Raw genomic sequence first — 11,904 nt, 5'->3', positions numbered from 1 at the left:
CTCCGCCTACGCCACGTATTGCCCTCCTAAACGAGCGGCCACGGGTAACGCATGCCGGTGCGATCAACCGGCAGCACCCCTGCGCGCAGCAGTCGCTGCACGCGGCGCTGCAGGGCGGTGACCTCGTCATCGTCGAGTAGTTCGGCCAGCTCGGGAGGCGCGGCCTCCGCGAAAGAGGAGATGTCCTCGAGCAGGGCACCGGGGATGGGGTCGCCGGCGAAGTCCCAGATCACGGTGCGGAGTTTGAATGCTGCCGAGAAGCACAGCCCGTGATCAATGCCCCAGATCCGCCCGTCGTCGCCGCGCAGCACGTGGCCGCTCTTGCGGTCCGTGTTGTTGGCGACGTAATCGAACACGGCGATCCGCGCCAGCTCGCGGTGTGTCTCAGGGGCGTCAGCGTAGAGGGTGAAGTAATGCTCCTGAAAGTCGCACTCGATGAACCACTGCAGCGACCCGATCCCCAAGGGGGCGTCCTCGCGGATCACCGTCGCCGGCACGAGTCCCCAATTCAGGGACTCGCTGAGCAGGTAGGCCGCGCGTTCCCGTTTGTAAAGCCCGGGCTCGAAATCGGACAGCGGCCGTTCCCCGGCCTCCGGCTTATAGACCGCATACGCGGCGTCGTCCCCACCGGAGACCTGGACCAGGAACGTCTCGTTGCTGCTGCGCGGGATGCGCCCGAGCAGCTCGACGCGGCCCTCGCGGAGCAGTGTCAGCTTCCGGCCGGACACCGGCCGCCCCGCTTCACCGAAGGTCCCAATGCACGCTGCCCCGAATTCACTGTGCCCTCAACCCACTGAGCGGCTCCGCCGTCGAATTCACCATCAGCACCGCCGGGTCCTGACCCTCCACAAACGAGATGGCCGACACCGAGCCCGGGCTGATGACAATGCGCTGGAAGAGGTCCAAGGGCGTGCCCAGGGCATGGGCGACCGCGGCCTTGATCGGATCGGCGTGGGAAAAGCACACGACGACACCCCCGGCGTGGGCTGCACGCAGTGCCTCCATCGCGCCGACGATCCGCGCCTGCATCTCCGGAAAGCTCTCGCCGTTGGGGAAGCGGAAGGCGGACGGGCTGTGCTGGACGGTCTGCCATTCCGGCAGGGCCGCCAAGTCGGCGATCGCAGATCCGGTCCAGTCGCCGAAGTCGCATTCGAGCAGCCCGTCGTCGTGGTTTACTTCCAGTCCCGTGCGTGTCACCGTCGGCTCCGCCGTCTCGCAGGCGCGCTCCAGCGGGGACGAATATAGGGCGTCCACCGGTAGACCAAAGAGCCGGTCCGCGACCCGTTCGGCCTGGGCCAAGCCCCGGTCGGACAGGTGCAGTCCGGGCGCGCGCCCCGGGAGGACCGTGCCTGTCGTCGGCGTCTCCCCATGGCGCACCAGAAGCAGGAGCGTACCCTGCCGCTCAGGTGACGTGACGGGTGCCGGCGATGCCGGCGGAGTTGCTGCAGTCATCAGGATCTAAGCGTAGCGCCAGGGGCCCCGCCCGAGCTTGCGAGGGAAGGGGGAGGCGCAGAGCGGTATGCCGCACTCGGGCCCAAAGCTCAGGAATCTCAAAGAATCCCTCGATTCCCCGCCGGGTACAGGTCTACGGTGGAGGAGTGAGTGATCGCCCCGATATCTTCACTGTTGGTGAACTGCGTGCCTCCGGCCACGTTCACAAGGACCTGCGCCGCGAAATCCGCGACAACCTGCTCGCCGCGCTCGCCGCCGGCCGGGATCCCTGGCCCGGGATGTACGGCTTCAGCCGGACCGTCCTGCCCCAGCTCGAGCGGGCACTGCTCGCCGGCCACGACGTCGTCCTGCTGGGCGAACGGGGACAGGGCAAGACGCGGCTCCTCCGCACACTGGCCGGGCTGCTGGACGAGTGGTCGCCGGTGATCGAGGACTCGGAACTGAACGAACACCCGTACGAACCCATCACCGAGCACTCCCGCGCCCGTGCCCTCACCGAGGGGGACCGGTTGCGGGTGTCGTGGCGCCACCGCTCGGAACGGTACGTTGAGAAGCTTGCGACGCCGGACACCTCCGTCGCCGACCTGATCGGCGACGTCGACCCCATGCGGGTGGCCGAGGGCCGCCGTCTCGGCGACCCGGAAACCATCCACTACGGCCTGGTCCCACGCTCCAACCGCGGAATCATCGCCATCAACGAACTGCCCGACCTCGCCGAGCGGATCCAGGTGTCGATGCTCAACGTGATGGAGGAGCGCGACATCCAGATCCGCGGCTACGTGCTGCGGCTGCCGTTGGATGTCCTGGTCGTCGCGTCCGCCAACCCGGAGGACTATACGAACCGCGGCCGGATCATTACGCCGCTGCGGGACCGCTTCGGTGCCGAGATCCGCACCCATTACCCGATCGAGCTCGACGACGAGGTCGCCGTTATCCGGCAGGAGGGGCACCTGGTGGCCGGCGTCCCGCCAGTCATCCTCGAGATCCTGGCCCGCTACACCCGGGCGCTGCGGCAGTCCCCGGCGATCAACCAGACCTCCGGGGTTTCCGCGCGGTTCGCCATTGCCGGTGCCGAAACCGTCGCCGCGGCCGCCCTGCGCCGCGCCAGCGTCCGCGGAGAAGACGAAGCCGTCGCCCGGATCATCGACCTGGACGCGGCGGTGGAGGTCCTCGGAGGGAAGATTGAGTTCGAGTCGGGCGAGGAAGGGCGGGAACAGGACATCCTGGACCACCTTTTGCGCATGGCTACCGCGGAAGCGGTGCGGGCGCACTTCCACGGCATCGACATGGGTCCGCTCGTGGCCGCCCTCGACGGTCATTCCACGGTGACCACCGGGGAACTGGTCACAGCGCGGGAGTTCCTCCAAAATCTTCCGCCCCTCAACGGATCCAGCCTCTACGACGAAATCACTGAGCGCCTGGGCGCGACAAACGACGGGCAGCGAGCCGCCGCCGTCGAACTTGCACTGGAAGGGCTCTACCTCGCCCGGCGGATCTCCAAGGAGTCCGACGACGAGGCGACGATCTACGGCTGACTACAGGAGAGCCCATGAGCGTTCACAACCGGTCCCGATACGGCCGGTATACGGGAGGACCCGATCCGCTCGCCCCGCCGGTCGACCTCGCAGAGGCACTTGAGGCCGTCGCCGAGGACGTGATGGCAGGCTACTCGCCCCGGCACGCCCTGCAGGAGTTCCTGCGGCGCGGCGGCCGCAGCCGGGAAGGGCTCGATGACCTCGCCGGTCGCGTACAGCAGCGGCGCAGTGACCTGCTAAGCCGGCACCGGCTGGACGGCACCCTCAGTGAGGTCCAGAAGCTGCTCGACACTGCGGTGCTGGAGGAGCGGAAACAGCTCGCCCGCGACGCCATGATGGACGACACGGACCGCGCCTTACGGGAGATGCAGCTGCAGAACCTGCCCAAATCCACGGCGGCAGCGGTCAACGAACTCGCGTCCTATGACTGGCAGTCCAGCACCGCCCGGGAGGCCTACGAGCGGATCAAGGACCTGCTGGGCCGCGAGATCCTGGACCAGCGGTTCGCCGGGATGAAGCAGGCGCTCGAGGGCGCCACGGAGGAGGACCGCGCGGCCGTGGCCGAGATGCTGCAGGACCTCAACGAACTCCTCGACAAACACCGGCGCGGGGAGGACGCCGACGCGGATTTCCAGGAGTTTATGGCCAAACACGGCCAGTTCTTCCCGGAGAACCCGCAGTCCGTCGAGGAGCTGATCGACGCGCTCGCCCAGCGCGCGGCCGCCGCCCAGCGGATGCTTCGGTCCATGTCCGCCGAGCAGCGCGAGGAGCTGATGCGGCTCTCCGCCCAGGCGTTCGGCTCCCCGGAGCTTATGGCACAGCTGGGCCAACTCGATGCCAACCTGCAGGCGCTGCGCCCCGGCGAGGACTGGTCCGGCTCCGAACGCTTTGAGGGCGAGGAGGGGCTGGGCCTCGGCGACGGCACCGGCGTGCTGCAGGACCTCGCCGAGCTCGACGAACTCGCCGAACAGCTCTCCCAGTCCTACAACGGCTCCCGCCTGGACGACCTGGACCTGGACGCGCTCGCCCGGCAGCTGGGACAGGACGCTGCCGTGTCCGCCCGGACGCTCGCGGAGATCGAAAAGGCCATGCACGACGGCGGCTTCCGCCGGCGCGGGGTCGACGGCGATCTCCGGTTGTCACCGCAGGCCATGCGACGGCTCGGCAGGTCGCTGTTGCGGGACACCGCCAAGCAGCTTTCCGGGCGGCAGGGGCGCCGGGACACGCGCGTTGCCGGGGCGGCCGGGGAACAGACCGGCTCCAGCCGCCAGTGGGAGTTCGGCGACGCCGAACCGTGGGACGTCACCCGAACCATCACCAACGCGATCCGCCGCACGATTGCCGACGGAGGTGACCCGGGGCGCGGATTGCGCCTCGCCGTGGGTGACATCGAAGTGACCGAGACGGAAGCGCGCACGCAGGCCGCCGTCGTCCTGCTCGCGGACGTGTCCTTCTCCATGGCCGCCGAGGGACGGTGGGTGCCCATGAAACGCACCGCACTCGCCCTGCACCACCTGGTCACAACCCGGTTCCGCGGCGACCGGCTGCAGCTGATCACGTTCGGCCGGTACGCGCAGTCCATGGATATCGGCGAGCTCACGTCCCTGCCGGCCCTGCGCGAGCAAGGAACCAACCTGCACCACGGATTGCTGCTCGCCGGCAGATTCTTCCGCCAGCACCCGTCCATGCAGCCGGTTCTCCTGGTGGTCACCGACGGCGAACCCACCGCGCACCTGCTGGCCGACGGCGACTCGTGGTTCAATTGGCCGCCGGACCAGGAGACCATCCGTGTCACCATCGCCGAGCTGGACCGCCTTGGGCGTGCCGGCACGCAGGCCACGTTCTTCCGGCTCGGCGACGACCCAGGCCTGGAACGGTTCGTCCAGCGGATGGCCCGCCGGATCGACGGCCGGGTGGTGGCGCCCGACGCCGGGGATCTGGGAGCTGCGGTGGTAGGAGAGTATCTCCGCGCCCACTTCCGCGGACGCCCCTACGACGACGCCGACTGGGCTACGTAGACGGGTCTGCGCGTCGCCGCCTTATTGGAGATAATCCGGGGCCGCTTCCAGGCCGAAGTAATCCTCAAGGGTCTCCGTGCTGCTCATATCGAGGGCGACGTTCTTTCCCACATAACGCAGATGCCATGGCTCGTAGGTGTAGCCGGTAGTGGCCTCGGCGCCGGCCGGATAGCGGATGATGAATCCGTAGTCCCGGCAGTTCTTAGCCGCCCACTGCCCCGCCGGGGTATTCGCGAAGCAGGCTTGCAGGGCGCAGGTTCCGCTGGCATTGCCGATGTCCATCGCCAGACCGGTCTGGTGCTCACTGTAGCCGGCTCTCGCGGCCAAGGTATCCGCCGTCGCCTGTCCGTACTGGCTCACGTAGCTGTTATAGAGGCTGGCCTGCTGGCTGAAAGACCGGTAACCGCTGATGGGATGGGAATGATGTTCACGCCGGCCGCCTTGGCGGCCCTGGTCAACTGCTTGTAGGCGTCCGCAGCCTCCGCCCGCAACCGTTCCCCCTGGACCCTGACCAGCTGCGCCGGCACGTATGTGGCAGGGTTCAGTTGCCGGTGTTTGTTGACCACCACCTGCAGGCTGGAGGCGGAACGGATGTCGTAGCCCGCCGCGGCCACTGCCGCCACCGACGGTGCGATCATGCCGAGCGAAAGCACCAGCCCCGCCACGGCACCTGTCATCCTACTGATTCCTTTAAGCACGAGGGCTCCTAAGAATTGTCCGGAACAGATGCGGGAACTCTATCGGTCTGCAGGCGCCGGGGTCGAGGGGACGCGCGGACTCGTCGAGGGTCGGGCAGGCGAAGGGAACTGCACAACACCCGCTAAGCGCGAACGGACGGCGGCGGGAGGCCCGCCGCCGTCCGTGTGGGGCGCAGCCTTAGGCCCGGGAACTGCCGCCGGTGGACTCCAGCAGGCCGCCGCCGGCCCAGCGCTTGAGCGCAACCTTCTCGGCGTCGTCGAACTCCATGAGGGCGAGCCGGCAGAGCTCTTCAACGTTCCTGGCCCACGCGGCGGCGAGGTCCCTGGCGGTCATGTCGTCGGAGAGGGAGCCTCCGGCGTACACCACGCCCTGGATCACGAAGTTGACGGCCGAGCGGGACACCGGCTGCCCGGCCGCCACACAGTCGTCCCGGACGGATCGGGCGAGTTCGCTGCGGTTGCCGGGGTGCTCGCGGAGCTTCGCCTCCAGCGAGACGAAGACCTGCCGGAACTGATCGGCGGAGAGGGCCGGCACGTCGGTGACCCGGGTGACCTGCTCCTCGATCGCCGGCCTGCCTTCCGAGGCCAGCGAGGACAGCTCCGGCGAGAACCTTTTCGCGTCCCATACCCAGCCGGGGGACGGCGTGGATGAGTATTGGACGCCCTGGCCGATCTGCGCGATCCAGGCCCCGAACTTTCCGTGACCGCCCCAATCGGTCTTCAGCGACGGGTCAGCGGTTAGGGCCCTGTGCGCTGCCACGGCCCCGGTGACCGGACCGGGCGCGGCCTGCACCAGGGCGCGGACCTCGTCGGCGGCCGTCGTCGCGGCCACGGAAACACCCGGTGCGGTGCGGAGCGGGGCGGCAAGTCCGGCGGAGGGCACCATGCGGGGGATCTCGGCCGAGGTGCCGTTGAGGATTGCCACGAAGTCGTGGGACTCCACCACGCTGTCGGCCATCTCCCGGTACGCGAACGCCACAGCCCCGGCGGCGATGACCGTCGTCATCCGGTCGGCCGCCCGGAACCTCTGAACCAGCGAGGTGAAGTCCGCATCCGCCGAGGCAACGAAGAATTCCTCAACATGCGCCGCGCCGGACAGCGCATCCATCGCGTCCAGGACCAGGTTGATGTCGGTGCTGGACTTGCCGCGCTGCGTGAGGGAGGGGCAGTCGATCACGCGGAAGCCCGCCCGGGTCCAATAGGGCCGGTACTTGGAGTAGATCACCGGGTTGAGGTAGCAGTTGCGGATCAGGAAACGCCGGGATTCCGCACCTGTGCCGCCGTCGGCCAGCGCTTCCGTCCAGTGCTTGGGATCCTCGGCGAACCTCTTGGCCGCGGCGGGGTCCAAAGCCATCAGGCCCGTATAGACGTTGTCGAAGTCCACGAACATCGCGGCGCGGATGCCAGGCCGCCGGGACTGGGGGAGAGGATCACTCATCGGCTCAGTGTGCCAGCAGGAGACGGGACGTGCCAGATGTGTTGTTCCAGTTGGTGCCGCTTGCCGGCGGCGAACGCAAGGGCTCTCGCCGCCGTCCCCGGCACGTCACGGACTCATTGCGGGCCAGGCCGGTTCCCTCGCTGTGACTTCCATGTGTTTTGCCTGTGGATCCTCCGCCGGTCCTTGCGCGGGTCTGGTTGCCTGCGGCAAGCTGTTTATTAGTTGGCGACTTGATCAATAACCAGGGTCCGGCGGCGAGGATGCCGTGGATCTTGACGCGGCGATGTCGCCGCCCAGGCAGGAGCCCGCAGAACGGGAGGGCACGTGGCATGAAACGTGCAGCATTCGGATCAGCTAAATTTCGCGCCATCGGCATTTATTCACTGATTGCCGTGGTGGTCATTCTTGGAATCTCGCTTGTTTTCATTTACCGGGCGACCGTTATGCCGAACCCTGCGTCGGGTCCGGGAGCGTCGGCGCCTCCGGAGGCATCGGCGCCGGCGGGCACCAATCCCTCGGTGAGCCGCGGGACCTACCAGAGAGTACCGAACCAGGTGCTGTTTGCGCTCGACGCTGACGGTAAGCCGAATATTTCCGGCGACCTGACGAATATCAAGCAGGGCGACGTCGGAGATTGCTATTTCCTGGCGGCTCTGCTGACGGTGGCCGCGCGGGAGCCTGACACCATTCAAAACATGGTTCACGACAATGGTGACGGCACTTACACCATTTCATTTCACAGCAAGTATGACGGGGTGCCCAATCCGGTGCAGGTAACGGTCAACGGTGACCTCCCGTATCGCCGCGGCAAAACCGTCGAAAATGGCATCGAAAATATCGGCGGCAAGAACGTTTCATGGGCGGCGATTATCGAGAAGGGCTGGGCGGCCGCGAACGGCAACAGCTATAAAGGCATCGAAGGCACGGACCTCAGCAACGCCCAGGATCACGATGTGCACAATGGCCTCTATGCCATCACCGGCAAGGCGGGCGTCGACCGCAACCCCGGCGGCCCCATGACGCAAGTGAGCTTTGAGCAGGTGCAGCAGGATTTCGCGAACGGCCTCGTCACGCTGGGGACCTCAAACTCCGACGGCAGGCTGGTATCCGACCACTCCTACGCAGTGCTGGACGTGAACGCCTCCGACCAAACCGTTGTGGTGGGAAATCCGGAGGGCGGCCAGGAGACGCTGTCGTTTGACACCTTCCGGTCCACGAACATCAACCAGTACATCGCGATACCCACCTATCCCTGAGACGCAGGCAGCTGAACGAACGATCCGTCTTCGCAGCGCCGGCAATGTTTCACTTTGTTCGATATTGTTTTAATTCGAACGTTAGTGTACAAATGTGAACATGACATGCATCACTACGACCTTCCTGGCCGACGGCCGGGAGATCCTCTACTTTGACGATGCCGGCACAGCGGAACGGGCCCCCGAATCCCTGACGGACCACCGCGAACTGCCTGTCCGCCCCGACCCGGGCCAGCTGCGCTTCGACGCGCTCAGCCGGGAATGGGTCGCCGTCGCCGCCCACCGGCAGTCCCGGACGCACCTGCCGCCGGCGGACCAGTGCCCGATCTGCCCGACGACGCCGGCCAACCTGACCGAGATTCCGGCTCCGGGCTACGACGTCGCTGTCTTTGAAAACCGTTTCCCCTCGCTTGGGCCCGCCACGAGCGAGCTCCCGGCGGCACTTGCCTGGGGAACCTCGACGCCGGCCGTGGGCCGCTGCGAGGTGGTGGCGTTCACCCCGGAGCACACCGGGTCCTTCGCCGAACTGGGCTGGCGCCGCACACGGACCGTGATTGACGCCTGGGCCCACCGGACCGAGGCCCTCAGCGCCCTGCCCGGCATCCGGCAGGTCTTCCCGTTTGAAAACCGGGGCGCCGAGATCGGCGTCACCCTGCACCACCCGCACGGGCAGATCTACGCCTACCCCTACGTGACGCCGCGTGCCGCCGTTCTGGCCGCCGCGGCCGGCGCGTACTTCGATGCTTCGGACGGCACGGCGACGCTCGCCGCGTCCGTGCTGCAGGCCGAGCGCAGTGACGGCAGCCGCATGGTCCTGGAGGGCGAACACTTCAGCGCTTATGTGCCGTTTGCCGCGCGCTGGCCGCTGGAAGTCCACCTCGTCCCGCACCGTCAGGTTCCGGATCTGGCCGCGCTGAGCGGGGCCGAACGCGATGAGCTGGCGCACCTCTACCCGGATCTTCTGCGGCGCTTCGACGCCCTATACCCGACGCCGACCCCCTACATTGCGGCCTGGCACCAGGCCCCTCTGGAGACGGAGATGCGCCGGGCCGGCCAACTGCATCTGCAGCTGACCTCGCCCCGGCGCGCCGCCGACAAGCTCAAGTACCTGGCGGGCTCCGAAGCGGCGATGGGGGCCTACATCAACGACACCACGCCCGAATCGGTCGCCGCCCGGCTACGGGAAGTGGCCAGTGCGGTGGCCAGTGACGTCGCCGGCACAACGGCCGGCACCGCAACCCGCACCACCCCGACCCCGGAAGGCGCCCCTGTATGAACACGACCACTCGCACCGACGCCCATCCGGACAGCCTGATCAGCCGCTTTGAGGCCACCTTCGGGGCCGCCCCGGACGGCGTCTGGGCCGCCCCCGGGCGGGTGAACCTGATCGGTGAACACACCGACTACAACGAAGGCTTCGTGCTGCCCTTCGCCATCGACAAGCGCGCGACGACGGCGGTCCGGCTCCGGGACGACTCCACCGTCCGGCTGCTGTCCACCTCCGGCGACGACGGCATTGTGGAGGCCAACGTCGCGGCCCTGGCGCCCGGCCGGGCGCCCGGCTGGGCCAAGTACCCCCTGGGCGTCGTGTGGGCGTTGCAGCAGCGCGGCGTCGAGGTTCCGGGCTTCGATCTGCTGCTGGACTCCGATGTCCCGCTGGGCGCGGGCCTGTCATCCTCCCACGCGATCGAATGCGCCGTCGTGACGGCCCTCAACGAACTCACCGGTGCAGGGCTTTCGGCCCAGGAGATGGTCTTGCTGACCCAGCACGCCGAAAACGCGTTCGTCGGCGCGCCGACCGGCATCATGGACCAGTCGGCATCACTGCGCGGCACCAGCGGCCACGCCGTCTTCCTCGACTGCCGGGACCAATCCGTTCAACTCGTGCCGTTCGAGGCGCAGGAGTCGGGACTGGTCCTGCTCGTCATCGACACGAAAGTCTCGCACTCCCACGCCGACGGCGGTTACGCATCCCGCCGCGCCTCCTGCGAGCTCGGCGCCGAGGTCCTGGGCGTGCGTGCCCTGCGGGATGTCGCCGTCGCCGACCTTCAGAACGCCAGCGAGGTGCTCGATCCGACCACCTTCCGGCGGGTCCGCCACATCGTCACCGAAAACGACCGCGTCCTGCAGACGGTGGACACCCTCCGCTCCCAGGACCCGGCCCATATCGGTCACCTTCTCGATGCCAGCCACGCCTCAATGCGCGACGATTTTGAGATTTCCTGCCCCGAGCTCGACCTCGCCGTGGACACGGCCCGGACCCACGGCGCCATCGGTGCCCGCATGACCGGCGGCGGGTTCGGCGGCTCGGCGATCGCCCTGACTCCCGTGGAGCATGAGCAGGACGTCCGCGACGCCGTCGTCCGCGCCTTCGCGGAGGCGGGATTCACCCGGCCGGATATCTTCACTGTCACCCCCTCAGCCGGCGCGGAGCGCATCCAATGAGAATTCTGGTCGCCGGGGGCGCCGGTTACATCGGTTCCCACACCGTTCTGTCCCTGCAGGAAGCCGGCCATGAGGTGGTGGTGATCGACAACCTCGTCAACTCCAGCGAGGAATCGCTGCGCCGGGTTGCCGAGCTCAGCGGCACGCCCGTGACCTTCCGCCTTGTGGACCTGGTTGATGAGGCGGCGGTGGATGCCGTCTTCACCGAATACCCGGTCGACGCCGTCATCCACTTCGCCGGCCTCAAGGCCGTCGGGGAGTCCGTCCGGGAGCCCCTGATGTATTACCACAACAACCTCGTGGGCACCCTGAACCTGCTCCGGGCGATGGACCGGCACGGCGTCCGCTCAATCGTCTTCAGCTCCTCGGCGACGGTATACGGCGAACACAACCCGATCCCCTACGTGGAGAAGATGGAGATCGGCGCCAACAACCCCTACGGCCGGACCAAGGAACAGATCGAGGACATCCTTGCCGACCTCGGAGCAGCGGACGGCCGCTGGCACATCGCCCTCCTGAGGTACTTCAACCCCGTCGGCGCCCACCCCTCCGGCCGGATCGGCGAGGACCCGCAGGGCATTCCCAACAACCTTGTACCGTTCATCGCCCAAGTGGCGGTGGGCCGGCGCGAGAAACTGATGGTGTTCGGCGGCGACTACGACACCCCGGACGGCACCTGTCTGCGCGACTACATCCACGTGGTGGACCTGGCCGAAGGACACGTCGCCGCGCTCGACCACGTGGCGGGCCGGGCCGGCGTCTTCCGCTGGAACCTCGGCTCGGGCAAGGGCTCCTCCGTGCTCGAGGTCCTGCACTCCTTCGAGAAGGCCGCGGGCCGTCCGATCCCTTACGAGCTCACCGGACGCCGCGCCGGCGACCTCCCCGCCTTCTGGGCCGACGCGGCCTCGGCCCTGGCGGACCTGAGCTGGTCCACCACGAGAACTGTGGATGAGATGTGCGCGGACCACTGGCGCTGGCAGAAGAACAACCCGCACGGCTACAACGCTTTGGGTGCGCCGCACATGACGGAATAGACCGCCAGCCAAGTACTCAATCCGGATA

Annotated in this window: 11 protein-coding genes; 6 read left to right on the top strand and 5 right to left on the bottom strand. The window is 67.6% G+C overall.

Annotated features, from left to right (window positions below; all coding sequences use genetic code 11):
• Nucleotides 1-26 precede the first annotated feature (26 nt).
• Together C9424_RS07595 and C9424_RS07590 are read right to left on the bottom strand one after the other, a co-directional pair.
• Complete coding sequence (locus tag C9424_RS07595; protein WP_116766274.1) at nucleotides 27-728, bottom strand: SCO1664 family protein; 702 nt, start codon at nucleotides 726-728, stop codon at nucleotides 27-29.
• Between the two features lie 46 nt (nucleotides 729-774).
• Nucleotides 775-1,452: an MSMEG_4193 family putative phosphomutase gene (locus tag C9424_RS07590; RefSeq protein ID WP_116766273.1), complete on the bottom strand. Its 678-nt coding sequence runs from the start codon at nucleotides 1,450-1,452 to the stop codon at nucleotides 775-777.
• Nucleotides 1,453-1,598: 146 nt separating this feature from the next.
• Between C9424_RS07590 and C9424_RS07585 the strand changes: the two genes are divergently transcribed.
• Both C9424_RS07585 and C9424_RS07580 read left to right on the top strand, forming a co-directional pair.
• Nucleotides 1,599-2,987 carry a sigma 54-interacting transcriptional regulator gene (locus C9424_RS07585; RefSeq protein ID WP_116766272.1) on the top strand — a complete coding sequence of 463 codons (1,389 nt, stop codon included), beginning with the start codon at nucleotides 1,599-1,601 and terminating at the stop codon, nucleotides 2,985-2,987.
• 14 nt (nucleotides 2,988-3,001) lie between these two features.
• Nucleotides 3,002-5,005: a vWA domain-containing protein gene (locus C9424_RS07580; protein WP_116766271.1), complete on the top strand. Its 2,004-nt coding sequence runs from the start codon at nucleotides 3,002-3,004 to the stop codon at nucleotides 5,003-5,005.
• A gap of 21 nt (nucleotides 5,006-5,026) precedes the next feature.
• On the opposite strand, the gene C9424_RS07575 is transcribed toward C9424_RS07580, so the two are convergent.
• From C9424_RS07575 to C9424_RS07570, 3 genes are all read right to left on the bottom strand, one after another.
• The gene (locus C9424_RS07575; protein WP_237563352.1) at nucleotides 5,027-5,416 is read right to left on the bottom strand and encodes a M15 family metallopeptidase; all 390 of its coding nucleotides are present in this window, start codon (nucleotides 5,414-5,416) and stop codon (nucleotides 5,027-5,029) included.
• Complete coding sequence (locus C9424_RS21875) at nucleotides 5,362-5,682, bottom strand: hypothetical protein (protein WP_237563350.1); 321 nt, start codon at nucleotides 5,680-5,682, stop codon at nucleotides 5,362-5,364. The genes C9424_RS07575 and C9424_RS21875 overlap by 55 nt, the downstream gene beginning before the upstream one ends.
• Before the next feature lie 199 nt (nucleotides 5,683-5,881).
• Nucleotides 5,882-7,141, bottom strand: coding sequence for an NYN domain-containing protein (locus C9424_RS07570; RefSeq protein ID WP_116766269.1), 1,260 nt, complete (start codon nucleotides 7,139-7,141; stop codon nucleotides 5,882-5,884).
• 329 nt (nucleotides 7,142-7,470) lie between these two features.
• On the opposite strand from C9424_RS07570, the gene C9424_RS07565 reads away from it, so the two are divergent.
• The 4 genes from C9424_RS07565 to galE all read left to right on the top strand — a co-directional run bounded on the left by C9424_RS07565 (nucleotide 7,471) and on the right by galE (nucleotide 11,876).
• Complete coding sequence (locus C9424_RS07565; RefSeq protein WP_161958207.1) at nucleotides 7,471-8,397, top strand: C2 family cysteine protease; 927 nt, start codon at nucleotides 7,471-7,473, stop codon at nucleotides 8,395-8,397.
• A gap of 100 nt (nucleotides 8,398-8,497) precedes the next feature.
• Entirely contained in the window at nucleotides 8,498-9,673 is a 1,176-nt protein-coding gene (gene galT / locus C9424_RS07560; protein WP_116766267.1) for a galactose-1-phosphate uridylyltransferase, read from the top strand.
• The gene (gene galK / locus C9424_RS07555; protein ID WP_116766266.1) at nucleotides 9,670-10,842 is read left to right on the top strand and encodes a galactokinase; all 1,173 of its coding nucleotides are present in this window, start codon (nucleotides 9,670-9,672) and stop codon (nucleotides 10,840-10,842) included. The genes galT and galK overlap by 4 nt, the downstream gene beginning before the upstream one ends.
• Nucleotides 10,839-11,876, top strand: a complete 1,038-nt coding sequence (gene galE / locus C9424_RS07550) for a UDP-glucose 4-epimerase GalE (RefSeq protein ID WP_116766265.1) — start codon at nucleotides 10,839-10,841, stop codon at nucleotides 11,874-11,876. Before galK ends, galE begins: the two co-directional genes overlap by 4 nt.
• Nucleotides 11,877-11,904: the final 28 nt, after the last annotated feature.

Source organism: Arthrobacter sp. H-02-3, assembly GCF_003097355.1.
GTDB lineage: Bacteria > Actinomycetota > Actinomycetes > Actinomycetales > Micrococcaceae > Arthrobacter > Arthrobacter humicola.
This window is presented reverse-complemented; position numbering and strand designations above follow the sequence as displayed.